The sequence below is a fragment of the Blautia intestinihominis genome (assembly GCF_040096655.1).
In the GTDB taxonomy this organism is placed as follows: Bacteria; Bacillota; Clostridia; order Lachnospirales; family Lachnospiraceae; genus Blautia_A; species Blautia_A intestinihominis.
The window spans coordinates 22370-47629 of the sequence record NZ_JBBMEI010000020.1; the positions used below are offsets into that span (position 1 = coordinate 22370).

34 protein-coding genes and 2 pseudogenes are annotated in these 25260 nt (G+C 39.4%); 27 read left to right on the plus strand and 9 right to left on the minus strand.

Translation table 11 applies throughout. The features are described 5' to 3' along the window. Positions 1 to 22: 22 nt before the first annotated feature. Both WMO75_RS07795 and WMO75_RS07800 read left to right on the plus strand, forming a co-directional pair. Positions 23 to 193: a cysteine-rich KTR domain-containing protein gene (locus tag WMO75_RS07795; protein WP_004614788.1), complete on the plus strand. Its 171-nt coding sequence runs from the start codon at positions 23 to 25 to the stop codon at positions 191 to 193. A 490-nt stretch (positions 194 to 683) separates the two neighbouring features. Beyond that, positions 684 to 854: pseudogene (locus WMO75_RS07800) on the plus strand (sigma-70 family RNA polymerase sigma factor); the annotation flags it as partial. Between the two features lie 127 nt (positions 855 to 981). On the opposite strand, the gene WMO75_RS07805 reads toward WMO75_RS07800, so the two are convergent. The 3 genes from WMO75_RS07805 to WMO75_RS07815 all read right to left on the minus strand — a co-directional run bounded on the left by WMO75_RS07805 (position 982) and on the right by WMO75_RS07815 (position 2610). Continuing rightward, a complete protein-coding gene (locus WMO75_RS07805; RefSeq protein WP_009243795.1) occupies positions 982 to 1167 on the minus strand; it encodes a hypothetical protein in 186 nt (61 codons plus the stop codon). A gap of 250 nt (positions 1168 to 1417) precedes the next feature. After that, a complete protein-coding gene (rlmN, locus tag WMO75_RS07810) occupies positions 1418 to 2407 on the minus strand; it encodes a 23S rRNA (adenine(2503)-C(2))-methyltransferase RlmN (RefSeq protein WP_002569187.1) in 990 nt (329 codons plus the stop codon). A gap of 23 nt (positions 2408 to 2430) precedes the next feature. Further along, entirely contained in the window at positions 2431 to 2610 is a 180-nt protein-coding gene (locus WMO75_RS07815) for a cysteine-rich KTR domain-containing protein (protein WP_002588768.1), read from the minus strand. 384 nt (positions 2611 to 2994) lie between these two features. On the opposite strand from WMO75_RS07815, the gene WMO75_RS07820 reads away from it, so the two are divergent. From WMO75_RS07820 to WMO75_RS07840, 5 genes and pseudogenes are all read left to right on the plus strand, one after another. After that, the gene (locus WMO75_RS07820; RefSeq protein ID WP_002569186.1) at positions 2995 to 3348 is read left to right on the plus strand and encodes a helix-turn-helix transcriptional regulator; all 354 of its coding nucleotides are present in this window, start codon (positions 2995 to 2997) and stop codon (positions 3346 to 3348) included. 267 nt (positions 3349 to 3615) lie between these two features. Further along, a complete protein-coding gene (locus WMO75_RS07825; RefSeq protein WP_002569185.1) occupies positions 3616 to 3945 on the plus strand; it encodes a plasmid mobilization protein in 330 nt (109 codons plus the stop codon). Continuing rightward, a pseudogene (locus tag WMO75_RS07830) lies at positions 3906 to 4961 on the plus strand (relaxase/mobilization nuclease domain-containing protein); the annotation flags it as partial. The gene WMO75_RS07825 and the pseudogene WMO75_RS07830, both read left to right, overlap by 40 nt. Positions 4962 to 5033: 72 nt before the next feature. After that, positions 5034 to 6362: an ADP-ribosylglycohydrolase family protein gene (locus WMO75_RS07835; protein ID WP_114001571.1), complete on the plus strand. Its 1329-nt coding sequence runs from the start codon at positions 5034 to 5036 to the stop codon at positions 6360 to 6362. Beyond that, the gene (locus WMO75_RS07840) at positions 6346 to 7014 is read left to right on the plus strand and encodes an SIMPL domain-containing protein (RefSeq protein ID WP_114001570.1); all 669 of its coding nucleotides are present in this window, start codon (positions 6346 to 6348) and stop codon (positions 7012 to 7014) included. Before WMO75_RS07835 ends, WMO75_RS07840 begins: the two co-directional genes overlap by 17 nt. 66 nt (positions 7015 to 7080) lie before the next feature. On the opposite strand, the gene WMO75_RS07845 is transcribed toward WMO75_RS07840, so the two are convergent. Beyond that, positions 7081 to 8439 (minus strand): relaxase/mobilization nuclease domain-containing protein, encoded by a 1359-nt coding sequence (locus tag WMO75_RS07845; protein WP_114001569.1) that lies wholly within the window; start codon positions 8437 to 8439, stop codon positions 7081 to 7083. After that, positions 8406 to 8729, minus strand: a complete 324-nt coding sequence (locus WMO75_RS07850; RefSeq protein ID WP_026650133.1) for a MobC family plasmid mobilization relaxosome protein — start codon at positions 8727 to 8729, stop codon at positions 8406 to 8408. Before WMO75_RS07850 ends, WMO75_RS07845 begins: the two co-directional genes overlap by 34 nt. 282 nt (positions 8730 to 9011) lie before the next feature. Between WMO75_RS07850 and WMO75_RS07855 the strand changes: the two genes are divergently transcribed. Continuing rightward, positions 9012 to 9767 carry an 8-oxo-dGTP diphosphatase gene (locus tag WMO75_RS07855; RefSeq protein WP_049946956.1) on the plus strand — a complete coding sequence of 252 codons (756 nt, stop codon included), beginning with the start codon at positions 9012 to 9014 and terminating at the stop codon, positions 9765 to 9767. Between the two features lie 72 nt (positions 9768 to 9839). Here WMO75_RS07855 and WMO75_RS07860 read toward each other — a convergent pair whose 3' ends face one another. The 3 genes from WMO75_RS07860 to WMO75_RS07870 all read right to left on the minus strand — a co-directional run bounded on the left by WMO75_RS07860 (position 9840) and on the right by WMO75_RS07870 (position 11251). Further along, a complete protein-coding gene (locus WMO75_RS07860) occupies positions 9840 to 10133 on the minus strand; it encodes a hypothetical protein (RefSeq protein ID WP_026650130.1) in 294 nt (97 codons plus the stop codon). 33 nt (positions 10134 to 10166) lie between these two features. Next, positions 10167 to 10721 carry an ImmA/IrrE family metallo-endopeptidase gene (locus WMO75_RS07865; protein WP_055182584.1) on the minus strand — a complete coding sequence of 185 codons (555 nt, stop codon included), beginning with the start codon at positions 10719 to 10721 and terminating at the stop codon, positions 10167 to 10169. Positions 10722 to 10798: 77 nt separating this feature from the next. Beyond that, positions 10799 to 11251: a helix-turn-helix domain-containing protein gene (locus tag WMO75_RS07870; protein WP_095906919.1), complete on the minus strand. Its 453-nt coding sequence runs from the start codon at positions 11249 to 11251 to the stop codon at positions 10799 to 10801. A 193-nt stretch (positions 11252 to 11444) separates the two neighbouring features. Between WMO75_RS07870 and dinB the strand changes: the two genes are divergently transcribed. From dinB to WMO75_RS07910, 8 genes are all read left to right on the plus strand, one after another. Further along, a complete protein-coding gene (dinB, locus tag WMO75_RS07875; RefSeq protein ID WP_095906918.1) occupies positions 11445 to 12689 on the plus strand; it encodes a DNA polymerase IV in 1245 nt (414 codons plus the stop codon). A 20-nt stretch (positions 12690 to 12709) separates the two neighbouring features. After that, positions 12710 to 12949: a hypothetical protein gene (locus WMO75_RS07880; protein WP_095906917.1), complete on the plus strand. Its 240-nt coding sequence runs from the start codon at positions 12710 to 12712 to the stop codon at positions 12947 to 12949. Positions 12950 to 13039: 90 nt separating this feature from the next. Beyond that, on the plus strand, positions 13040 to 13462 hold the full coding sequence (locus WMO75_RS07885; protein ID WP_095906916.1) for a hypothetical protein: 423 nt from the start codon (positions 13040 to 13042) through the stop codon (positions 13460 to 13462). Between the two features lie 294 nt (positions 13463 to 13756). Beyond that, complete coding sequence (locus WMO75_RS07890; RefSeq protein ID WP_026650125.1) at positions 13757 to 14302, plus strand: hypothetical protein; 546 nt, start codon at positions 13757 to 13759, stop codon at positions 14300 to 14302. Positions 14303 to 14628: 326 nt separating this feature from the next. Then, a complete protein-coding gene (locus tag WMO75_RS07895; protein WP_171030321.1) occupies positions 14629 to 15189 on the plus strand; it encodes a sigma factor-like helix-turn-helix DNA-binding protein in 561 nt (186 codons plus the stop codon). A gap of 105 nt (positions 15190 to 15294) precedes the next feature. Continuing rightward, entirely contained in the window at positions 15295 to 15600 is a 306-nt protein-coding gene (gene trxA / locus WMO75_RS07900) for a thioredoxin (protein ID WP_028086464.1), read from the plus strand. A gap of 12 nt (positions 15601 to 15612) precedes the next feature. Further along, positions 15613 to 15933, plus strand: coding sequence for a rhodanese-like domain-containing protein (locus WMO75_RS07905; protein WP_028086465.1), 321 nt, complete (start codon positions 15613 to 15615; stop codon positions 15931 to 15933). Between the two features lies 1 nt (position 15934). After that, a complete protein-coding gene (locus tag WMO75_RS07910) occupies positions 15935 to 17626 on the plus strand; it encodes an FAD-dependent oxidoreductase (protein WP_114001567.1) in 1692 nt (563 codons plus the stop codon). A gap of 118 nt (positions 17627 to 17744) precedes the next feature. On the opposite strand, the gene WMO75_RS07915 is transcribed toward WMO75_RS07910, so the two are convergent. Then, positions 17745 to 18428: a Crp/Fnr family transcriptional regulator gene (locus tag WMO75_RS07915; protein WP_114001566.1), complete on the minus strand. Its 684-nt coding sequence runs from the start codon at positions 18426 to 18428 to the stop codon at positions 17745 to 17747. Between the two features lie 110 nt (positions 18429 to 18538). Between WMO75_RS07915 and WMO75_RS07920 the strand changes: the two genes are divergently transcribed. From WMO75_RS07920 to WMO75_RS07970, 11 genes are all read left to right on the plus strand, one after another. Further along, positions 18539 to 19459, plus strand: a complete 921-nt coding sequence (locus WMO75_RS07920) for a response regulator (RefSeq protein ID WP_114001565.1) — start codon at positions 18539 to 18541, stop codon at positions 19457 to 19459. 91 nt (positions 19460 to 19550) lie between these two features. Continuing rightward, positions 19551 to 19877 carry a hypothetical protein gene (locus WMO75_RS07925; RefSeq protein ID WP_222891074.1) on the plus strand — a complete coding sequence of 109 codons (327 nt, stop codon included), beginning with the start codon at positions 19551 to 19553 and terminating at the stop codon, positions 19875 to 19877. A gap of 119 nt (positions 19878 to 19996) precedes the next feature. Beyond that, positions 19997 to 20197, plus strand: coding sequence for a 4Fe-4S binding protein (locus WMO75_RS07930; protein WP_028086469.1), 201 nt, complete (start codon positions 19997 to 19999; stop codon positions 20195 to 20197). Next, positions 20194 to 20778, plus strand: a complete 585-nt coding sequence (locus tag WMO75_RS07935) for a 4Fe-4S binding protein (protein ID WP_055257528.1) — start codon at positions 20194 to 20196, stop codon at positions 20776 to 20778. The genes WMO75_RS07930 and WMO75_RS07935 overlap by 4 nt, the downstream gene beginning before the upstream one ends. Before the next feature lie 98 nt (positions 20779 to 20876). Continuing rightward, positions 20877 to 21650 (plus strand): NifB/NifX family molybdenum-iron cluster-binding protein, encoded by a 774-nt coding sequence (locus WMO75_RS07940; protein WP_055257530.1) that lies wholly within the window; start codon positions 20877 to 20879, stop codon positions 21648 to 21650. Between the two features lie 179 nt (positions 21651 to 21829). Then, on the plus strand, positions 21830 to 22192 hold the full coding sequence (locus WMO75_RS07945) for a helix-turn-helix domain-containing protein (RefSeq protein ID WP_055257532.1): 363 nt from the start codon (positions 21830 to 21832) through the stop codon (positions 22190 to 22192). Positions 22193 to 22355: 163 nt separating this feature from the next. Then, entirely contained in the window at positions 22356 to 23810 is a 1455-nt protein-coding gene (locus tag WMO75_RS07950; RefSeq protein WP_055257534.1) for an AlbA family DNA-binding domain-containing protein, read from the plus strand. Between the two features lie 114 nt (positions 23811 to 23924). Beyond that, positions 23925 to 24104, plus strand: a complete 180-nt coding sequence (locus WMO75_RS07955) for a hypothetical protein (protein ID WP_028086473.1) — start codon at positions 23925 to 23927, stop codon at positions 24102 to 24104. 523 nt (positions 24105 to 24627) lie between these two features. Beyond that, positions 24628 to 24855 carry a hypothetical protein gene (locus WMO75_RS07960; RefSeq protein ID WP_008705329.1) on the plus strand — a complete coding sequence of 76 codons (228 nt, stop codon included), beginning with the start codon at positions 24628 to 24630 and terminating at the stop codon, positions 24853 to 24855. Then, positions 24848 to 25066 carry a hypothetical protein gene (locus WMO75_RS07965; RefSeq protein ID WP_008705328.1) on the plus strand — a complete coding sequence of 73 codons (219 nt, stop codon included), beginning with the start codon at positions 24848 to 24850 and terminating at the stop codon, positions 25064 to 25066. Before WMO75_RS07960 ends, WMO75_RS07965 begins: the two co-directional genes overlap by 8 nt. Continuing rightward, a complete protein-coding gene (locus WMO75_RS07970) occupies positions 25063 to 25260 on the plus strand; it encodes a MerR family transcriptional regulator (RefSeq protein WP_009244013.1) in 198 nt (65 codons plus the stop codon). Before WMO75_RS07965 ends, WMO75_RS07970 begins: the two co-directional genes overlap by 4 nt.

Here is a 25260-nt window from a genome sequence, read left to right on the forward strand (position 1 = left end):
AAAGGATTAGAGACTAATTATGATGAAATGCGAATGGATATTGTGTCCTGTTTGTGGGAGCAAAACCCGTAATAAAATTAGGAAGGACACTGTTTTGGAGAATTATCCCCTTTATTGTCCAAAATGCAGACAAGAAAGATTGATTAAAGTTGACAACTTGAAGATAACTGTCATCAAAGAGCCAGACGCTTAAGACGCAGAGCCGATGAAATTGTGGAACAATTCACGAATCATCGGCTCTTTTTGTTTCGTATTTGAAAGAACAAACTCACCAAATAAAAAAAACGATATTCGGGTGGGTTATTTTGTTATACCCTAAATTACCCTCTGAATTTGTTTTTAAATTTGGAGGGATTTTTTTATGTCCTTTTTTCGGGCAGTTATCTATCTGCTCATACGAAGCAAAATTTATCAATACATAGCATATCAGAGAACGGCAGGAAACCAGTTAAAAAAATTTCTGCCAGTGCAACGGTACTTCTCACCTTGAAAGTAGAAGTACAATCTCCATACAATAGAATTACTATTTCCTATAACCGTAAAGGTCACAGAGCCTTTGCGGTTTTTCTTTTGTCGATTTTTGTTGGAAAGTGCCGTAGGGCTGTTTCTGATATGCGGTGTCGTTCTCCGCCTCTCCATCTGGATTTTTTACATTTCAAAAATTCAGATGGGAGGTATTTATGGTGAAATATGCACCAAGAAAGGTATATATCAGAGAAAGTGGCGGCTATGTGGAATTATCCTACACGGAGTTCTGCCGTTGCAGGGAATCCGACCAGACCTATATGGACAAGCTGTTTATCCCCATTCAAGGCTGTCTGCTTGAAGTCGTGAGGGAGCAATACACAGACTTCTAAAACTCCCTGCTATTAGGTTCCACATTCTCACCTCCTTTCTCGTTGGAAAGTTGGTGGTGCTTCCCCCCTTTTCGCGGGGCAATACGGCGTTTTTCAAAAACGCCGAAGATTTTTTGAAATTTCTTCAAAAATTTTTTGAACGTACAAAATGCGCCCGTCCGAAAAGCCCGGACGGGCGCATAGGCATTGTAAGCAGTATCCAGATGATTAGACAGTTCATATATATAAGCGTAGTTTCCCCCGGTGGTGGGCGGGCTTTTTTTGATAAGTCAATAACTGTCGGATTTTGTCGATATGCTTTTTGCTTCATGGCGGCTACCTCCTTTAGCCGCCGATTTCAACAGTGATACCGCGTCATTTCATTAGAAGATAAAAAGAAACGGCGGCTTTGATTTTTCAAAGCTGCTGCGGAAATCAAAGAACGACAAGCAACAGTTCTGATTTTGCTCCAATATGGTTATTAGGGGCACAAATTAAAATCAAAAAAGAGCCGATAACAGCAGTATTTCAAACTGCATATTATCGGCTCTGCGTCTGTGCGTCTGGCTCTTTTAATTAAATTATTTCTGTTGTTTTTTGGCTTTATTATATGTATTAGCTAACTGTCCACAAGCTGCTTTAATCTCTCTACCATGAGAAACTCTCATGGTAACTTCAAGTCCTGTTTGCTCTAATTGATGTTTGAACGCAACCATTTCTTGTTTTTGTGGTGCTCTAATTTTTGAATTACTCGTCGGGTTGTATTGCAGCACGTTAATCATAACATTTTTGCCCTTAAACCATTTTGCAAGTTGCCTTATATCTGAGGAACGGTCATTTATACCTGGTAAAAGCAAATACGCAAATACCACTTTTCGATTATGCCTTTGAGAATAGGACAATGCTTGCTTAACAACATCTTCAATAGCGTACATGTGCATATGAGGAATGATACAGTTTCTCGCAGCCTGTGTTGCTGCATGTAAAGATATTGTCAACTGAATTTTTAGATGTTCTTCGCGCAATTTTTTTAATTGATTAACTGGACCAACTGTTGATACGGTAATGCCGTCGGTTGGAAAGTTAAGTCCATTTCTATCTCGAAGAATATGGATTGCTGCAATCAAGTTGTCGTAATTGAATAAAGGTTCTCCCATTCCCATAAAAACGATACGATTTACTTTTTGACGTATCAATACAACCTGCTGCACAATTTCAGACGGTGTTAGATTACGAACAAAACCATTGCGTCCGGACTCACAAAAAATACAGCCAACAGAACAACCAACTTGCGTACTTACGCAAACAGTCCCACCATCTCGCCGTTTAATAAAAACCGTTTCAATATACCTGTTATCTTTCAATTCATAAACATACTTTTCAGTATCGCTACTTTTATAGACTTTTTTTGTTGATATTGATAGATTTTCTTTGTGAAATGGCTGTTTATACAATTCCGTATATAAGGCTCTTGCTTTATCCTCTCCAATTACTTCCGACATTTCTTTGTAAGTAAATCCGTATGGGTCATTCAATATTTCCGTAGGTGTACTTTTAGGTAAGTGTTTCATTTAAATATCCTTCCTTTTCAAAATTAAAAAGTTTGTTTTTCAGAGTTTTTGATTATGATTTCTAGTTTTTCAACATCAACGATATGCGTTAATTTACATTTAGGGCAGAAAAGAGGAAAATTTCTTAATACCGTATTATAAAATACTTGAACCCTCGTCTTTCCGTTACAAATTGGACATTTTATCCAATATTTTTCAAGCATAATATTTCTCCTTTTGCGCAAAAAAATGCAGGTCAATTCTCAACATGAGCATTGACCTGCATTTATACATATAATACTACAACAAAATTAAGGCATAGTTTTTATACTATGTCTATACGTCGTTAGTTTTGTTGTATAGCATACGCAAAATAAGCATGACAAAAAAGCCCATATTGAAAATGGGAAAAATCTTTTTTGATTTCAATGCTTATCGAATACGCATGCTATGTAACATAAACATTCACCCCCTTTTATATAATATTATATACAAAAGCAGCTTGTTGTCAACATATATATATATGAATTATTTTGGCTAACTGATAGAACTACGTAGACATATCCAAGAAGAAAGGGGAACAGTAAAATGTAATAGGGTGAATAACTATGGCAAAAAGACCAGTACCACGATACGACTTTAAGGCTTTTGGGGCAGCGATAAAGGCAGCGCGTGAGGGATGCAAGGAGAGCCGCAAGAAAGTAGGCGACGAAATGTTTATCTCGCCGCGCTACCTTGCGAACATTGAGAACAAGGGGCAGCACCCAAGTTTACAGATATTCTTTGAGCTGATACAGCGTTACCATATATCCGTAGACCAATTCCTTTTAGAAACGCCGCCGGAGAAGAACACGCAGCGGCGGCAGCTTGACGCGCTTCTTGACGGTATGAGCGATACAGGCATACGGATTGTAACCGCAACGGCAAAGGAGATTTCCGAAGTCGAAAAAGAGGGCGAATAGGAATGTCCGACTTAAAACTGAACAGGATTTAGAAAGCGTTGTAATCTTTTTTGAGGTTGCAGCGTTTTTCTTTTGCGTAAGTTTGGCAAAATCGCTTTTTCTCCGTAGTAGGTGATAAGAGCCTAAAGGATAAAAACATTCGTAGCAAGCATAGGAAGCGGGTACCACTTCCGTATTTTCGCCCTCCCGCGCTGCGGCGCGTCGGTTGAAAATTGCTTGTTGGGAAGTGTCCCAAACCCTCGGAACGGAAAGGAAAGGAGCGAACACATGGACGGACGCAAAAGGACAGTGCAAATCAAATTCAGAGTGACGGAAGCGGAACGGGATTTAATACTGGAAAAAATGAAGCTCGTACCCACCCGGAACATGGCGGCGTATCTGCGGAAGATTGCCATTGACGGGTATATCATTCAGATAGACCACGCCGATATAAAGGCTATGACCGCAGAGATACAGAAAATCGGTGTCAACGTCAACCAGATAGCACGCCGCGTAAACGCGACGGGGAACGCATACCAAGAGGACATAGAGGAAATAAAGGGGGTGCTTGCGGAGATATGGCGGTTACAAAGATTAAGCCTATTAAAAGCACTCTAAGCAAAGCCCTTGACTATATCGAAAACCCGGACAAGACGGACGGGAAAATGCTTGTGTCCTCTTTCGGTTGCTCCTATGAAACGGCAGATATTGAGTTTGAATATACCCTGTCGCAAGCACTCCAAAAGGGGAACAATTTAGCCTTTCATCTGATACAGTCCTTTGAGCCGGGGGAAGTCGATTATCAGAAAGCCCATGAAATCGGAAAGCAGCTTGCCGACGCGGTAACAAAGGGGCAGCATGAGTATGTACTCACGACGCACATTGACAAAGGACACGTCCATAACCATATCATTTTTTGCGCGGTGAACTTTGTAGACCACCATAAATACAATTCCAACAAAAGGAGCTATTACGGCATACGGAACATGAGCGACAAGCTGTGCCGGGAAAATGGCTTGTCCGTTGTCGTCCCCGGCAAGGGCAGCAAGGGAAAGAGCTATGCGGAGTACCAGGCAGAAAAGACGGGTACAAGTTGGAAAGGCAAGCTGAAAACCACTGTTGACGCGCTTATCCCCCAAGTTTCCAGTTTTGAGGAATTGCTAACGCGGTTACAGGCGGCGGGCTATGAGATAAAGCCGGGGAAATATGTATCATGCCGCGCCCCCGGACAGGAACGCTTCACCCGCCTTAAAACCCTCGGCGCAGACTATACAGAGGAAGCCGTAAGGGAACGGATAGCGGGCAGACGGACAAAGGTGGCGAAAGCTCCCAGAGAGCAGCGCGGCGTGTCGCTGCTTATCGACATTGAGAACAGTATCAAGGCAGCGCAGAGTAAGGGCTATGAACAGTGGGCGAAAATCCACAATCTGAAACAGGCAGCTAAAACAATGAATTTCTTGACGGAACATAAGATTGAGCAGTACGCGGATTTAGTCAGCCGGATTGAGGAAATGGCAGCGGAAAGCGGACAGGCGGCAGACGCATTGAAGAACGCCGAAAAGCGGCTTGCGGAAATGGCGGTGCTTATCAAGAATGTTTCCACCTATCAAAAGACAAAGCCTGTCTATGACGCATGCCTTTTAATTATACTCATATTGTAACAGAGAAAGAGAGGTGCCGGAGTAATCCGGGAATTGGAGGCATATATGTACGGAGCAATTTTAGGAGATATTATAGGAAGTCCGTTTGAGTTTGACAGAGGTGATAAAACAAAGAATTTTGATTTGTTTAGTGAAGGCTGTGGCTTTACAGATGATTCTGTTATGACAATAGCAGTTGGAGAAGCTCTCCTGGCAGTCGGACCGGAAGCAGCAGTAAAGAAAATTGAAGATGCGGTAGCATCCAATATGCAGGATTGGGGAAAAAGATATCCACATGCAGGCTATGGTGGAAGCTTCAGACATTGGCTTAAAGAAAATAATCCGAAGCCATACGGAAGCTATGGAAATGGTTCAGCCATGAGAGTGTCAGCAGTAGGCTGGCTTTATGATTCGATGGAAAGAACCAGAGAGGTAGCTAGAGCTACAGCGAATGTGACACATAATCATCCAGAAGGTATAAAGGGTGCAGAGTCAACTGCAAGTGCAATATATATGGCAAGGAATGGATCTTCAAAAGAAGAAATCAAAACTTATATCGAGAGGGAATTTCATTATGATCTGAGTAGAACATTGGATAATATCCGAACCTACTACCATCATGTTGAAAGCTGTCAGGAAACAGTACCAGAGGCAATCATCGCATTTCTGGAATCCAAAGATTTTGAGGATGCCATACGGAATGCAGTATCACTTGGTGGAGATACGGATACGCTTGGTGCTATTACAGGAAGTATTGCAGAAGCATTTTATGGGATCCCAGCTGTGCTGATTGCAGAGTGTAAAAGCCGGATTGATAAGGGACTGATGACGGATGTTCTTGATGAATTTGATCATGTACTTGGCAGGAGCGTGGATACTTATTCAGATGAAGTGGATGAGACACAGGCAAATCAGATGATTGAGGCAGCAATCGACCAGTATTATATTCAGCAGGATAAAAATGGAATGCTGTTATTTATGGAAGTTATGGTAACAAGAATGCAGCAGGCAGGAGAAGTTATTGTTCCATATATCACGGAAAATCCTTTTATGTCGGAAGAACAGATAAGTAAAGTAAAGGCTGGTGACACGATTTCGCTTGACCATGATGTAAGACTTAAAATAGAGACTGTAAAAGATTCTGATGAAAAAGAATGGATTGGAGTATTTACATCTTCTGAAGAGATGCATAAGGGTTCTGCTGGAAATGTGCAGATGAATCAGTCTATTGAATCAATACTTCGTCTGGCACTTAATTGGGAACAGGTGAATGGAATTGTGATTAATCCGTTTGGTAAGTATATTCAGATGACAAAGAAGATGATAGAGCTTTTAATCAATGGGTATGAATATAATGAGAATGAAAGGAAGAGCAAAGATGATGAGAACAATTAAAGTTACAGGAAAAGGGAAAATAGCAGTAAAGCCGGATAAAATCCGGTTATATGTCAACAAGGAAGAACTTTGCAAAGAATATGAAGATACTCTCCGAAGGTCAACAGAAGATACAGAGCTTCTCAAGGATTTGTTTGAGAAACTTGGTTTTCAGAGAAAAGACCTTAAAACAGTATATTTTAATGTCGATACAGAATATGAAAGCTATCAGGACAGAGATAAGAGCTGGAAGCGAAGATTTAAAGGTTATAAGTATAATCACCATATGAAAATAGAGTTTGCAGCTGATAATAAAAGATTAGGGCAAGTCCTTTACGCTTTGGCTCATAGCTCATTAAGGCCAGAGTTTTCTATTGAGTATACAGTGGCAGATGTAGAAAAATGTAAAAATGAGCTGTTACATAAAGCAATCGAGGATTCCATTCAAAAGGCACAGGTGCTTACAACAGCAGCAAATGTGAAATTGGGTGAAATACAGGCAATTGATTATTCTTGGGGAGAGATAGATTTTGTAACAAAGCCATTGAATGAAATGAGATTAATGGAGTGTACGGAATGTGAAATGAGTGCACCGGGAGCATATGATATAGATATTGAGGCAGACGATATTAATGTTATTGATACGGCAACTGTAATATGGGAAATTGCATAAAGAGGAAGATATAAATAGATTAGACGAAAAGCAAGAGGCACCGTTAAAGTAGGTACCTCCTTCTTTTTAGAGAGTTAGCTCTTTTTCTGATATGGGAATTTGCATCTCCGGAGCATTAAGTAGTGCTGTGAAATTCTGTCTAATGATATTCAGTGTCTTCTGCTTTTTCTGCAATTCTTGTTTTTCCCGGACAGTAGCAGCTTGTTCAGATTCAAGATTTTCTATCCTCTTCTGGATTTTATTAGAGCTTGGGATTTTGGTAACACCGAGATCCTGAAGCTCTTTTTTTAGTGAATCGTGCAGTTGGTATTCTGCTTGATGTTTGGTTCGGTATGCTTTTGGATTTTTAGCAGATTTGCAATCTTCAATCACTTTTCGGCAGAGACGGTAAGAATCACAGTGTTTTTGAATGATTTTCTGTGTGCTCAGCTCACTGTTGATTTGCGTTATTCTTTGATCAGCCGCTTTAACAGAAGCATCAACATCAGAAACATGCTGTTGGAAATCTTCATAATTCAGCAGGTTATTTTCGGAAAGATAGTTGAAGGTGCGTGCCGCTTCTTTCAGGTTATTTAGTTTTGCCCATCGTTCAAATCCTTCTCGATTGCCGGTCGTAACATAAGTGGAGATATTGATATACAGGCGAGCTTCTCTGGACAGATGCCTTGGAGCTTTTATTTTGTTACGGTTTTTTGCCAAACGGATGCGGACATTTTCTTCTGAATAATAGCTTCCAAGAGATTTCATATAAGTGAAGTTTTTCTGTTCCGGTGCACAGAAGGACAGGTGTTTTCCCTGTCGGACTTCATATCCGGCTAACTGCATTTTTTGTAAAAATTCCTCATAGTTGATGGAAGTCCAGATTGCTTTATCAACTGCAACACGTAGCTTGGCTTTCCAGCTGGTGCCACGATGATATTCCATGTTCTCCTTATAACTTTTGCCTTTTTCTCCGGTTGGCATACTGGTGGCAAGTCCATTTTCATGGCAGATACGATTACTGATCCGGCAGATTTTATGGTAGCTCCGCTTATTGGAAACATACTTGTGATGATCAACAAAACTTGCTGCATTAAAGATGATGTGGTTATGGATATGATTTTTATCAACATGGGTGCTTATCACATATTCATATTTTCCTTTCAGTACTTCGTTTGCAAATTGTTGCCCTAAGCGATGGGCAGTTTCGGCATCAACTTCTCCAGGTTTAAATGACTGGATCAGATGAAATGCCAGGTTATCACCTTTGTCCATTCCATTCTTTTTTGCCATTTCTCTTGTCATAGAAAATTCAAGATCTGCAGTTTCCGGGGAACAGCCAAAACTGGAAACTAACAGTTTTTCATCTGTTTTATCTGGATTCGTGATGTAGTCCAGAGCTTTCTTGTCTGTTACTTTAATTGGGAAGATCTTAAGATACGCCATAATTCTTTCACCATCTCTTTTAATTCTTGCTTTTCTTCCGGATACAGATCACCGGTGCTGTTTACTTTTTTGGCAATCTGATTAATATTCACACCGATCTTATGCATTTCCTCATACTGTTTCTTCAGTGGAGTGGTATCGGTGTTGACGATGTAACCGTCGATTGCCATTTTACGAAGATAAGCTCCCATATTTTTTGTCTTTGATTCAATCATCTTTCTACGAATAAGCTTTTTTTCTTCTGGGGAAACACAAAACAAAATCTGTATATTTCTTTTTCTCTTTGCCATAGGCAGATTCTCCTTTCTTTGGTTCTTCGAAGTAGTGACTTCTGTGTTTTTAATTTAGGGCAGGGTTCCCTAAATTGCTGGTTTTCCGGAAGTGTATATACACTTCCTGTCCTTGCTATTTACCGGTGGCACAGCCGCCGGAAGAGAGTCTTAAAAAAGAACCCTCTATAAATAAGGTACTGAGAGAAGAAAAAGAGGACATCGAAGCTCAGAAGTATGACGCAAGCATGATTCTGTGGTATAGTAAAATCTGAATGAAAAAGAAGAAAAGAGGTCAAACCGATGTCACGGAAAAACCATAAGATGATAGATGGGAGATTACTGCAAACGAATAAGAAGTATTCCCAGTTAAAAATGAAGCAGAAAGAAAAGATTGCGGAATGGATGTTTCAGGCAACCAGAGATTATTATATGAAAAAATGTACTTTTCCGAGTGACAAACATCTGGAAGAAGTGGTGGATTCTGTTTATGAAAAAATTGAAGATGCAGAAATCTGGATTCCGTATGGAGAGGTCTTCAAGCATTATAAATCCAAACGATCGGATATCAACAAACGTGTCAGAAAATCTCTGAATGAAAAAGAAGAGAGTCAGATTGAGAAGGTCTGTTTTATGAATATGTGTATGATTCAGGATCATAAAGGGAATGTACTGGCTCTGGATAAAGTAAATGATAGCTATACCGGTACAACTTTTCCAGGCGGTCACGTAGAAGCAAATGAGATTTTTCAGAAATCTATGATTCGGGAAGTCTGGGAAGAAACAGGACTTACGGTTGAAGCACCGAAGCTTGGAGGATTATATCATTGGCATAAGAGCGGAGTGCACTATGTTATTACCTTGTATAAAGCGGATAAGTTTACCGGAGAATTAAAGAGTTCTGAGGAAGGAAGAGTTTATTGGATTCCGCTGGAAGAGTTAAAAACAAAAGAACTTGCTACAGGTATGGAACACGTTTTGCGGATTCTGGAATCAGAGAAGGTGGACGAGTGCTATATGCATCTGGAAGCAGATGGATATGTGGGAGACTTGTATTAAAGAATTACATGAGAAATGGCTGCCTGCTCATTGGAGAAAAGACAGCCATTCTTTATAAGATACATCATTCATCTATTCTGTTTTTTGCGGTTCGTTTTTGGAAGTGAAATTAATATATTTGGCACGTTGTAAAATTGAAATAACTGCATCAATGCTTTCAGGATTGGAGAAGCTCATGATAAAAGGTTCTTCTTTAAATTCCATGGGTTCGAACCCAGGATTCTGATCTGGATTCTTGAGTATATGGATGGGACGTGCACTCTGATTATAAAATGCCAGTTGTGCGGAATCTGTAGTGTTACCGATGACACCAATGCCTACATCCCCTTTTCCAAAGTCTATTCTATGTTTATTTAAGTTGATCATTTTCAAAAATCTCCTTTTTCAAAAATAGCATATTTAGTAATTTTCTATTATTCCCGAAGTAGGGATATCTTTTAAAAAGTCACTGTTGGAAGTAATCGGAGAATCTACAATCTGAACACCGCTACGTTTCATCATTCGGAATTTGAAATCAAGAAGTTCCGGTGGAACTTTCAGTTCAGCTGCAGCCTGGAAAAATGACATATCAGCGTTAAGCATCTCCAGGACATCTTCATCCTCCAGAAGATAATCAGCGGCAAAGCAATTCGCTTCATATTCACATTGTGATACTCCATCGAATAATTCAAAATCATGAAAACACTTGATCTGAAGGGTTTTCTGATGAAGGAGTGCGTGCCCAATCTCGTGGATCAGGATAATCTGCTGTATGATTTCCGGCAGATCGCTGTTAATGACGATGCAGGTCTTTCGACATTCCCGCATACAGAAGCCTTTACAACAGTTTGGATCAGTTCCAAGCGGAAGCTTCTTAACAATAATATGCATAGCGGCTGCAAGGCGGTACGGATCACTTTCCTGATATTTTGTTTTTACTTTATTAACAGTGTCTCTTATACATTTTGAACTCATAAAAACACCTCGATATTTCATAAGATAGTTTGCTACAAGTATAGAGTAGCAAAAGTGCTGTACGAAAATACGGACACCTATGAATCACTTTCCGTTTCAGTGTTTTTCTTTTTCCGTCCAAATGTCTTTTTAGCTTCCATCTTACAGGAAAGATATGCTTTGGTTACAGCTTGATAGAAAGCATCTTTTGCTTCTTCGTCAAGTTCGCCACCAGCGAAAAGAGCACGGTTGGCTTCGAGAATCTCATTGATGTCCTTGGCTCCTTTTTCACCAAGCTGTCCATTGACTTCATCAATATAATCCATTTTTTCAATTCCATAAGAAGGATCTGTAATCTCGTCATGTTTTAAATAATCATAAGAGACATTTAATGCATGAGCGAGCTTTCTCATAGTAGAGATTCGTGCGATGGTGCCGGAACTTTCATAAGCTGCGATTGCACGCTGTGATACGCCGACCAGTTCTGCAAGTTCTTTCTGCGTCAGATGATTCTGTTCTCGTTGAAATTTAATCTTGTCTGAAAAATTCATAGTGGGATCCTTTCCAAGTTTTTGAAATCGTAACTTCATCAACTTTATAAAAACTATTGACAGAGTTCATTATCACGTATAAAATACAAACAAATGTTCGTGAAGTTAGTAGAAATTATAATTCAAAAACTTCACAAAGTCAATATGAAGCAAAGAAGTTTTATTACGATTTTTAGACTGGTAGGTGAATGTTATGAGCAGGACAATTCTTCATTCAGATATGAATTGCTTTTACGCAAGTGTCGAGATGTTGCATCATCCGGAACTTGCCGGAAAGCCGATGGCAGTTGGGGGCGATCCGGAAGCAAGACATGGAATTGTGCTGACTGCGAATTATATTGCAAAGCGAGCCGGAGTAAAAACAGGTATGGCATTGTGGCAGGCAAGGCAGGTTTGCCCGGAAATAATTTTTGTACCGCCTCGCATGGATCTTTATTTGAGGTTTTCCAGAATGGCACAGGAGATTTACAGTGAATACACAGATCAGAGAGAACCATTTGGGATTGATGAAAGCTGGCTGGATGTAACTGCCAGCACTTCTGTCAAGGGAGACGGAATGAAGATTGCAAAAGAGATCAGCAGTCGGATTAAATATGAACTAGGTGTTACCGTAAGTATTGGTGTTTCCTGGAATAAGATATTTGCAAAGCTCGGTTCTGATTATAAAAAGCCAGATGCCATTACAGAGTTTTCCAAAGACAATTACAAGGATATTGCATGGAAACTTCCAGTAGGAGATTTACTTATGGTCGGACGAAGTACTGAACGGACGATGAAGAAACTTGGCATTTGTACGATTGGAGATTTGGCAGGAGCAGAATCTTCTATATTAGAAACATATCTTGGAAAGATGGGATTGGTACTTCATACCTTTGCAAATGGATGGGATGAAACTCCAGTTTCGGTAGAAGGATATAAAGCACCAATCAAGTCTATCGGGAACAGCACAACAACGCCAAGAGATCTTGTTAGTGAATTGGATGTCAAGATTATTTTGATGGCTCTTTCAGAGAGTGTAGGAGCCAGGCTGCGTGAAAATGGTTTTCAATGCAGGACAGTAGAAATCTCGATTCGGGATAATGGTCTGTATCATTTCACGAGACAGTGCAAGCTGGACAGGGCAAGTAATCTTACAGAAGAAATTGCCAGAACTGCATTTGAGTTATTTCAGAAAAATTATAACTGGGAACATCCGATTCGTAGTCTTGGTGTTCGAGGATGTGATCTGGTATCAGAAGAGATGCCTTATCAGCTTGATTTATTTATGGATGAAACAAAAAGAGAAAAAATCAAAAAGATGGACCAGGTGGTAGATGAGATCCGTGGAAGGTTTGGCTATCAGAGTATTCAGAGAGCATTTATGTATCAGGATAAGATACTGGCACAGCTGAATGCTAAGGAACATACGGTTCATCCACAAGCATATTTTCATGGATAGGAGAGAGCAGGTGTTTTGTAATGACAGCTAAAGTGTATGTAGATGTCCTGGCGGTATTTAGCCGGGAAGGAGAATTGATCCCTACAGCGTTTGTCTGGGAAGATGGACGTAAGTATGCGATTGATAAGGTTTCAAAACCGGAGCGTTGTGCCAGTCGAAAAGCTGGTGGAACCGGATATCGTTATACCTGTCAGGTGGGCGGGAAAATCTGTCATCTGACTTATGAAGAAAATTACAGATGGTTTATGGAACGTAAATAGATTTAAAAAGTAGTATTGACACTAGCTTTACTTTTGGTATCATTGGAAATGTGGTAGTGATGATGTGAGCTTTAAAATGAGGTAGATAATATGAGATGTCAGGTTTACATTCCAAAGGAACTGGAAGAGGTGTTGTTAAATGATGCTAAAAAAGCAGGTGTTAATGTATCAGAAATTATTATTAGAATATTGAAAAAAAATTATAAAACAAAGAATAGCGAAACACTAGATTATATTGCACTTAAAGATATTGTTTTTAAAGAAATAGAAGAATATATTTCAACATTAAATATCAATGATGAATTCGAGTTATATGATGCATCTGAAACATTTCGCAATATTCCGATGACAAAAGAGGGGAAGCCTAATGTTAATCGGGCAAAGCTTGGTAGATTGTTTGGTCAGTCTATTGGCAAAAAACCATTTGAAAATGTGGAAAGAGTTTATATTGCAAACGGTAATGTTAAGAAATCAAGATACAATAAAGCTACAATGTTTAAACGAACAAAATAGTTGTAATACAAAATATTGTAACGTGCTCCAAAGGGAGCCCTGAATCAGGGCCCCCTTTGGAGAGATAGATATTCGATGAGAACATCAGCAGTCGGGGATACATCCTTTCCCGTGAGAACCGATTGCTTTCAATAGATCATACAGTTGCCGGTCAGCCAGAAATAGAAGCTATCCCACAGCGGATATTTCTGCGGAATCTGCATGAAGAGATGTTAGGACAGTGACAGACTGTGAATGGAACAAACAATACAATGATTGGTCTGGCTGCGGAAGCGGTCGGGAAGGAGGACAATTATGCAGAGAATACAGGATATGTTTATCAATATGGAAGAAGTGGCAGAGGATGCTTATAAGAATACGGAATTATTGCTGAGTCAGTATACCAAGGTAATGTTCCGTATTGAGAAGAATCTTGTGGATATAGATTATGAAATGTATGCAGAAGAAGGGAAGCATCTGAAGGAAATGTTATATGATCTGGTAGATTTCGATGCGACTGCAGAGAAACGCAGAATTCAGGAAAAGCTTCTGAATAATGATATGAATCTCTGTTTGCTGGAAATAATGAGAGATTCCCTGATAGCTTTGAGGGATTATCCAAAGAATGGACAGCTGTATTATCGGCTTTTGAAATATAGATATTTTGAAGCAGGAAATACCAATGAAGATGTGATGCTGATGCTGGATGATATGCCAAGCACCACTTACTATCGAAACCGTAAGAAAGCAATCCGGTTGTATGCAACAATGCTCTGGGCATTTACACGACCGGAAAAGATACAGAATAAGATGGAGGAAATAAACTGGAAGAAAAGTGGAAGTAAAGTGGCAGTGAACTGACAGTAAACTGGCATGTGAATGGTATTACAATGAAAATACGTGCATGTTAGAATTGATATGCTGAGAGAAATAGACCTTCGCAGACGTAATGTTTGCGGAGGTTTTTCTTTTCTCAAATTATAAGGCGTCAGGCTGTGCCCGGAAGGGCATGGCCTTTTTTTATACCCAAAAACAGGTTGCAGATTTGAAAAAGCTTCCTTTTTAACAGGTAGATGCCGGAAAGGAAGAGCATATCAAGATGCAGGGAAGAGGCAGGCATTATGCCAGATATCCATGATTTTCGATTTGTCACAAATCAACAAAAACGACAAATCGGAGGAACAATCATGGAAAAAAGAAAATACACATTTTACGACAGATACCAGAAGGTGAAATACGCTAATATTACTGCAGAGGAGCTGGAAGTTCTTAATATTTCTTATAATAAGGAACATTATATGTTCGATCAGCAGCATCAGAGAAATAATACAGTATTATTTTGTGGATTAGAATCAGAGAACGGTTGTGCGACAGACTTTATCGCAGATAGTGGACGTGATATTGCATCGGATATCACAACTGAGATCTTCTTCAAAGAACTCTTCAGTGATCTGACAGAGAAAGAAAAGAAAATCGTGAGCGATTATTTTATCATGGGAAAACAGGTTAAGGAAACAGCAGAGGAACTGGGCATCAGCACACGTCAGGTAAGTAGAGACAAGAAAAGTGCTTTGGCAAAAATGTTAAAGAGGATGAAAGCAGCTGGATATGAATCATATGCTGAGGCGGCTGGTGCATTTCTGCAGGAAAGCGATTATATTCCAACACAGATGGAAACACAGAATTCTATTATGAAGAAAAGGACCGGAGAAGTGAGACTGCCATCAGATCATAAGATGAAAAAATAAATTAGTTAAAAATTAATCATGATAATAATGTGATGATATCACAGAAAACAAATGAATTTCAGATTATAATAAAGCCACAAAAGAAAAAACAAGGAGGACTGTAAAATGTCTGCTATTAATATCAATAAAAATAATTTTCAGAATGAAATAATGGATTCCGAGAAAACCGTTCTTTTAGACTTTTGGGCTCCTTGGTGTGCTCCTTGTCGTATGGTGGCTCCTATCATAGAGGAGATAGCAAGTGAACGCCCTGATATCAAAGTTGGAAAGATCAATGTGGATGAGCAGCCAGAACTGGCAAGTAAATTTGGTATTATGAGTATTCCAACTTTGGTGGTTATGAAGAATGGGAAGATTGTAACAAAAGTTTCAGGGGCAAGACCTAAGAAGGCAATCTTAGAGATGCTTTAAGGAGGTGCGTTAATGGGATTTTTTGATTTTTTAAAACAGGCGAATATTAATCAAGGGATAGAGGAATATAAAAAGACTGCTGGTGCAGTTCTGCTGGATGTTCGTACGCCGCAGGAATATCAGGAAGGGCATATACCAGAAAGTAAAAATGTGCCATTGCAACAACTTAACAATGTTGTTTCGGTAGTGAAGAATACAGAAATACCGCTGTTTGTATACTGTTATTCCGGAGCCCGAAGTCGTCAAGCAACTGGGATGTTGCAACGAATGGGATATTCTAAAGTAAATAATATTGGTGGCATTGCTGCTTATTCAGGAAAGGTGGAAAAATAAGATGAAGGTAATAATCGTAGGCGGTGTAGCCGGAGGAGCTACAGCTGCAGCAAGAATACGAAGATTGGATGAACATGCAGAAATTATTGTGTTTGAAAGATCCGGATACATATCCTATGCGAATTGTGGGCTTCCATATTATATCGGAGACGTGATCACAGACCCGGAAGAACTTACACTACAGACACCAGAGAGTTTTTTTAAACGATTCCGTATTAACATGAAAATTCATCATGAAGTTATCTCCATACATACGGAACGAAAAACGGTTTCAGTGAAAAATTTAGAGAATGGTGAGATATTTGAAGAAAACTATGATAAGCTGATCCTCTCTCCAGGTGCAAAGCCAACACAGCCGAGACTTCCCGGAGTAGGTATGGATAAACTTTTTACACTTCGTACTGTAGAAGACACTTTTCGGATAAAGGAATATATAAATAAGAATCATCCAAAATCGGCTGTATTGGCAGGTGGCGGTTTTATTGGTCTGGAACTGGCAGAAAATTTGAGGGAGCTTGGCATGGATGTTACAATTGTCCAGCGGCCTAAGCAGCTGATGAACCCATTTGACCCGGATATGGCATCCATGATCCATAATGAAATGAGAAAGCATGGGATAAAACTGGTACTGGGCTATACAGTAGAAGGATTTAAAGAAAAGGACAATGGAGTAGAGGTTCTATTAAAAGATAATCCATCCCTTCAGGCTGATATGGTGGTGCTGGCAATCGGAGTTACACCAGACACAGCATTAGCAAAAGAAGCTGGTCTGGAACTTGGCATCAAGGGAAGTATCGTAGTGAATGACAGAATGGAAACTTCTGTACCGGATATTTATGCAGCAGGTGATGCAGTTCAGGTAAAACATTATGTTACGGGTGATGATGCGCTGATCTCTTTGGCCGGACCAGCCAACAAGCAGGGCAGGATCATCGCTGATAATATTTGTGGTGGTGACAGCCGTTACCTGGGCAGTCAGGGAAGCTCCGTTATCAAAGTATTTGATATGACAGCAGCCACTACAGGTATCAATGAAACCAATGCCAAAAAGTCAGGATTAGATGTAGATACAGTAATTCTTTCTCCTATGAGTCATGCCGGTTACTATCCTGGTGGAAAAGTGATGACCATGAAGGTGGTTTTTGAAAAAGAGACTTATCGTTTGCTTGGTGCTCAGATTATTGGATATGAAGGAGTTGATAAACGTATTGATGTGCTGGCAACAGCAATTCATGCAGGGCTGAAGGCAACCCAGCTGAAAGATCTGGATCTTGCATATGCACCGCCGTATTCCTCTGCCAAGGATCCTGTAAATATGGCAGGATTCATGATAGACAATATAGCAAAAGGTACCTTAAAACAATGGCATCTGGAAGATATGGATAAGATTTCTAAAGATAAAAGTGTTGTATTGCTGGATGTGAGAACTGTAGGTGAGTTTAACAGGGGGCATATGGATGGATTCAGAAATATTCCTGTAGATGAACTAAGGGAACGTATCAATGAAATTGAGAAGGGAAAGCCTGTTTACTTGATATGCCAAAGTGGTCTGCGCAGCTACATTGCCAGCCGTATTCTGGAAGGAAACGGTTATGAAACATACAACTTCTCCGGTGGATTCCGCTTCTATGATGCAGTGGTTAATGACCGTGCGCTGATTGAAAGGGCATATGCATGTGGTATGGATTATTAAAAAATAATCACAATAATTTTATAATTTACTTGTAGCGTAAAAAGATCCCCCATTTATTAGAATGACTTTCACAATTCTGATAAATGGAGGATTCTTTAGATGTCATAGAAAAACAGTTTTATGATCTTTGTAGTGTTTCCAGTCTTTTCGAATCAAGGATGGTGATTTTGCCGCGTGAGAGTTTGACGAGACCCTCGCCCTGAAAGTATCGAAGCATTCGAGTGATCACTTCCCTGTGGGAACCAAGATGGTTTGCGATAGTTTCGTGAGTGATTTTCAGTTCATTTGTTCCTTCGATAGAGGTCTCTTCTAAAAGAAATGAAGCAACACGCTTATCCAAACTCTTCCACATGATCTGTTCAATCAGCCACATGACATCAGAAAAACGGCTAGCCATTAATTCATTGGTATAGTTTGCGACGGGAGCCGATTCCTTCATGATGTCCTTATAGATTTCAGCAGGGATGATCCAAAGATCAGTATCTTTTTCTGCTTCAATGGTTACTTCAAATTGAATGGACTGCATGATACATGAGGCGGATAAAAGACACATATCCATATCGAACAGGCGGTAAAGTGTAATTTCTCGTCCTTCATCTGAAAGTATGTAAGTTCGAAGCTGCCCGGATTTAACCAGTAATAATCCAGTACAATCCAGGTTTCCGTTGTGAATGATCGTTCCTTTTTTTACATCCCGTGTAATCAAATTGTCTGAAATTACTTTTTTCTGTGCTGTATTTAAGTCATTCCATAGTGGAAAATAATTTTCGAAGCTCATAACAGTTATCTCCTTTACGAACATAGTATACTTACTTTTTTTAGATGCGTCAATTACATAATTGACATATGCCATAAATAAAAATATACTGACTATAGTACATGACTGTTGTGAATATGAGGGAGGGATAAATAATGCAGGGAGATGTCAGTTTTACATTTTTGGACCGAATTGAAGAAGTAGAACTGAATATTGTAGATAGACGATGGCAGTCTGCACTGGCATTGGCATTGACTTTGCCAGATATTTGCGGAGGTATTGCTTTCCCGGAAATTGTTAAACATTATCGAGATGGCCGGGTTATGCTGGATCGGCAAAAGAATCCGACCCGTGATGTGGGAACCCAGTATATTCGCTGGTTTGATGAATATGCAGGGGACTACTTTAAACTATCTCAATCCGATGAAAAGCCATATATTTGCGGAGAACGCTGTTGGCAGCTTCGATGTGAATATCTTCATCAAAATAAAGGATTTTTGAATGATGAAAATAATATACGCTTTCATCTTGGACTAAACTGTGGAATGTCAGTTTGTCAGTTGGAAAGTATGAACATACAGGAGAACGGAAACGATATTCGTATAGACATAGAACAGTTTTGTCTGAGGATGTGCAAGGCAGCAAAGAATTATTATGATAAAGTTCATTTGGAAAAAGACTTTAGTCTCTATAATACACCAGTTTTGGATTTTATTCAGGTAACACAAAAAAAGAAAGCTGCTTCTATTATTGCACTGGTCTGTGGCAGTGAACGTTATGCAAAAGGATTAAAAGAAACATTGCAATTTATTTCAGATCAGATCATGCTGTTTTACACACCGGAAAGTGCTAAAACAAGATTAGGCAGACATAAGCCGGATCTTTGGATTGTTACCGAAGATATGACGAGCCAACCGAATCAGCCATGGCGTGCGGACAGGACAACACCTGTAATTTTAATCACAGGCAATCCTGATGCTGTTGAAATTAAAAAGAATTCAGGAAAACTAACTGTTCTTTCTATGCCATTATCAATAGTTGATTTGCGGAAAACCGTCGAAATATATGTGTCGTGAGGAGAAGTTTATGCTGTACATAATACTATTATTTGTATTTGTAGTTGTAGTTGTATATTTGATGATGCTTATGCGGAGACAGAAAGAAAAGATGAGCGAAATTAAAATACAAATAGATCAACTGCAAGCACAACATGATCGATTGCAGAAAGAAAGGGATCAGTTACAAGAACGGATGAATCATCTGGAAGAGCAACGAGAACACTTGCAAATGCAAACAGACCAGGCATTTCGGAGTGCTGATGAAATCGAGAAAATTTACGATGAGATATGGAATCATGCTAATACCATTCACCTTTACTCTTCGTTAGCTGAAGAAGAAAGCAAATCTATAACAATGAAAGAAAAACAAAAAGAAATTATTCGAACAACTGAGGAAATTCTAAACATCATATATAAATATAAAGGTAATGTATAATAAAAATATGTCATTGTAATGATTAGCGTTCAAGGTAAATTCTTATGTAATAATATCACAGAAGGATTTACCTTTTTCAGGTACAATAGAGATACAAAATTTGAAAGGGGAACAAAGCATTGGCAAAAAGAGTGGCAAGTGTCGATAAAAAAAGATGTGTTGCCTGCGGAGTATGTGAAAATACTTGTCCGCTGGCAGCGGCCAAGGTTTACCATGGATGTTATGCTGTGGTAGAAGAAACAGTGTGTGTAGGATGTGGAAAATGTGCAAAGTCCTGTCCGGCAGGTTGTATTGAAATGAAAGAGAGGACAGCGATGTGAAGAAAAAGAAACATTGGTATGATTATTTATGGATATGGGCAATCCTTTATTTTGCTCTCGGTTTTTTTAGTATTTTGTTCGCTTGGTTTGGGATGATTGATTTCCTGTTGCCGTTAGGAATAGCAATATTCGGTGGAAATAAATTTTTCTGTAATCATTTGTGTGGACGTGGCCAGCTTTTTAGTAAGCTTGGTGGAGATTTAAAATGCTCAAGAAATAAACCAACCCCACGATGGATGAGTTCAAAATGGTTCCGATACGGCTTTTTGATATTTTTCCTTACAATGTTTGGAAATATGGTATTTCAGACATATTTAGTTGGTGCCGGAGCATCATCCTTGCGTGAAATCATCAAATTATTCTGGACCTTCCGTGTTCCGTGGGGATGGACATACACTGCCGGAACAGTAGCTGATTGGGTGGCACAGTTTAGTTTTGGACTTTATAGTTTGATGCTTACATCTTTGTTGTTAGGGTTGATCGTAATGGTGTTATATAAGCCACGAACCTGGTGTACATTTTGTCCAATGGGAACAATGACGCAGGGTATCTGTAAATTAAAAAATAATGAAAAGAAGTAATACTATAAGGCGATTTATAAAAGACATATGTCAAAAACATTATTGACATATGCCTTTTATAGGACTATTATATAAGAAAAGCGAGAAAGGAGCAGTTTATGCCGAGACCAGTAAAATGCAGAAAAGTCTGTCATTTCCCCAATGTTTTAGAATTTCTTCCGGCAGACGATACTGACAAAAAAACACCCATTGTTCTGACGGTAGATGAGTACGAGACAATCCGTCTTTTGGACAAGAAAGGTTATAGTCAGGAGCAGTGTGCAGTATCTATGCAGATTGCAAGAACAACAGTTCAACGGATTTACGAGATTGCTAGGAAGAAAATAGCAGATGCACTCATTGATGGGCATCCGCTTAGAATCGAGGGCGGGGATTTCAGAATTTGTGACGGTCAGAGTAGCGACTGCAGCTTTGGAGGATGTTACAAACAGGAAATTTACAAAAAATATGCAGCAGAAAAAGGAGAAGGTATCATGAGAATAGCAGTAACATATGAAAATGGACAGATTTTCCAGCACTTTGGACACACAGAGACATTTAAGATTTACGATGTAGAGGAAGGAAAAGTAGTACATTCAGAAGTAGTAGATACGAATGGAAGCGGACATGGTGCGTTGGCAGGAGTTCTTAATGCCTTAAATGCCGATGTCTTGATCTGCGGCGGAATCGGAGGAGGTGCCCAGACCGCATTAGCGGCAGCAGGCATTAAGCTTTTTGGCGGAGTTTCCGGATATGCGGATGAAGCAGTAGAAGCTTTTATCAATGAAACACTTGAGTATAATCCGGATGTGAAATGTTCTCATCACGAGCACAACCACGGGGAAGGACATACATGTGGCGAGCATGGATGTGGAAGCCACAGTTGTCATTAAGAAGTGAGACTGCCATCAGATCATAAGATGAAAAAATAAAAGGTATTGATCTATAAAGAGGGAACCTGCATCATCAAATTTGCTTGAGATGTCGGGTTCTCTTTTCGTTTGCATAATGATATACTTTTATTGTGATTAAAAAAGCACGTACAAAACTCATAGGAGAAAGATGTATACTTATGACAACATTTGGTGATAAAATTAGAAAGTTGCGAAAAGAGAAAAAAATGACTCAACAAAAGCTGGGTGCTATGGTCGGCGTTTCTTATAGAACAATTCGAGCTTGGGAAATTGATGGACGATATCCAAAGCAGAGTAGTTTATATCAAAAACTGGCAGATGCATTTCAGTGTCAGGTTTCTTATCTTATGAATGATAATGAAACCGTGTGCTTGGGTAATGATGAGCCAAGTGAATATTCTGGTGCTAAACAGGCAAGGCAGATTCTTGAACAGGCAGCTGCTTTATTTGCCAGTGGAACTATGACCAATGAGGACAAAACTATTTTCATGGATGAGATAACGAGACTTTATCTGGAATAAAAAAAGAACAGAAGAAAATGGTAAGAAAAAATGAACTGTTTTGTTTTCTTGCTTGCTAGAAAAGAAGAATAGAACGTATAATAGTGTTAATGATCCAGAGATATTTACTCTGGAAATAGAATTACTTGTACCGGTGGTGCGAGTATAGATTAGGAGTGAAAGAATGGTAGAAGAAACTATGTTTTCCGGGGAGTCGAAAAATATTGAGTACAAGGTATCCTTACCCGATAAAAGTGAAAAATACATGAAGACGATTGTAGCTTTTGCCAATACACAAGGCGGCAAGCTGATTGTTGGAGTAGATGATAAAACACACCAGATTGTTGGTGTGGAAAATGATGTGTTGTTTCAGCTGATGGACGGAATTGCCAATGCAGTTTCTGATTCCTGTGTGCCACAGATTATTCCTGATATTGAGCCGCAGACAGTAGACGGGAAAACGGTCATTGTTGTATCAGTAGAAGCTGGAAAGAACAGACCGTATTATCTGAAATCAAAGGGAAAAGATAATGGTACTTATATCCGTGTTGCAGGTACATCAAGGCAGGCATTTCCGGAGAAGATAAAAGAGCTGGAAATGGAAGGAGCCAGAATCTCATGGGATGAGCTTACTTGTGTGGGTTATCCTGTTTCAGAGGAAGCAACAGAGAAACTTTGTCAGGATATCGAAAAGTTCCGGAAGAAGGCAGGAATGGCAGAGCATTCTGTAAAGAAAGAGCAGCTGATAAACTGGAAAATCTTGAAGCAGAGCGAGGGACAGCTTCTGGCAACGAATGCCTATGCATTGCTGACATCAGATTATTTTTCATTCGCCAAAACACAATGTGCGGTATTCAAGGGAACAGATCGTGCAGTGTTTCTGGATAAGAGAGAATTTACAGGACCAATCTATACACAAATCGAAGAAGCTGTAGACTTTGTATTGAGAAATATTCGACTCGGAGCAACGATTGATGGATTGGTGCGAAAAGAGAAGTATGAGCTACCACCGGAAGCAATCAGGGAAATGATCATTAACGCCCATTGTCACCGTAACCTATTGGATGAATCCTGTATTCAGGTCGCAGTTTATGATGACAGGTTGGAGGTGACTTCTCCAGGCGGATTATATAACGGATTGACTTATGAGGAAGTCATGAATGGTCATTCTAAGATCCGGAATAAAGGTATTGCCAATATATTCAGTCAGATGGGACTCGTAGAAGCATGGGGAAGCGGAATAAAAAGAATCCTGAATGCTGCAGAAGAGTATGGACTTCCGAGACCGAGATTTCAGGAATTTGATAATATGTTTCGGGTAGAGGTGTTCCGTAATTCATTTCCGATGACAAATGAAAAAGAAAGCATCGGAGAAGCATCGGAGAAGCATCGGAGAAGCATCGGAGAAGCATCGGAGGCAGAGTGGAGAACAGATCTCAACGATACACAGCAAAAGATTATAAAGTTGCTTTCAGAAGATCATCAATTATCAGCGGTTAAGTTAGCTGAAAAAATCGGGGTTGCCAGTCGAAATATTGAGAACAATATTAAGAAGTTAAAAGAGTATGGTATTCTTATAAGACATGGATCTCCAAAGAATGGTTACTGGGAGATTGTTGATAAAGATCTACAGGAGTGAGAAGTAAATTAGTCTAAGATTAGTCCAAGAGAATATATAGATAAATAACAAAAATAGATTGACATTTTGTAGTAATTAGTAGTAAACTGTACTTGTGGAAGGGAAGTGATATGTTTGGCTAGAAAAACACCAAAAGATGGCAAAGAAGAAAACATACGAGTACGGGTGACTCCAGAGCAAAAACAGAGACTTGTTGAGTATGCAGAAAGACACTATCAGAGCATGAGTGGTGTTGTATGTCAGGCATTGGATCTCCTGTACGCAAGAGAAGAACAACAAAATAATAAAGAGTAAAATGGAGTTATTTTGGAGTTTATTTCTTCATAAGCGGTGCGAAAAGCACAGAATCAGAACATATGTTCGAACTATAAGCCTCTAATAACAGCCTTTGCGTGTCATGAAATGCAGTCCGCAAAGGAGTTCGAGTAGCGGACTAAATTGCGAAAAAGCCCATAAATAAAGGTTTTGCGGGCTGTCTGGATGTTCCGGTGGAGTGCAAATGGAGTTAAAAAATATTTTTTTTCTTTGTTTTCTTTCCGGAGTTATCTGAGATTTTCGCAAAAGTAACTATGCTCAGAAAATATAATTAGTGTGAATATGAAGAACAGTTTGTTTTGATGGAAATATTTTCCGTCAGGGCAGACTGTTTTTTTATACCCTTTTTCAATGATATTAACTCCATGGTTCAGCGATAACACATATGGAAACTGTAAAATTAAAATAATTTGCTAAATTTCGGAAAATGATGTTCGATTTTACATCTGCCAGTACAGAGTATATGAAGAGATAAATATTCAAAATACAGGAGGTACTGATTATGCAGAACAAATTATTTTTAAAGGCAGCCGATATATGTGAACTTCTGGAGGTAAAACAGACATCGGCTTATGAGATCATTGGCAATCTGAATAAGGAGCTGGAAGAACAGGGATATTTGACGCTTAGAGGAAAAGTTCCGACAAAGTATTTTGTGAAGCGTTTCTACGGAGTAGAAGATACTTGTGAGATTCCACAGGAAGAGGGAAAGGAATGGTTTCATGCGTAAGAGAAAAATGTATTTATCAGTAGAAGACATTGCAGAACTCTTTGGATTATCAGTTTCGTTTGCTTACCGGGTGGTGGAAAGAATGAATGCCGATCTGGAAAGCAAGAACTATTATGTTATTCTCGGACGGGTGCCAACCCGTTATGTAGAGGACAAGATCTATGGTCTGGAACATGTTGAGCAATATTTGAAGGAGGATAAAGCGATATGAGTATAGTGCAGGAAAAAATGTATATGGATGTGGATGATGTGTGTGCAATTCTTGGTGTTTCTAAAGCGTATGCCTACAATTTGATGCGAGAGTACAACAAGGAGTTGAAAGCAAAAGGCTATATTGTAGTAGCTGGAAAAATCTCTACCAAATTTTTGGCAGAAAAAATTTACGGAATGAAGGTTGAGGATTAG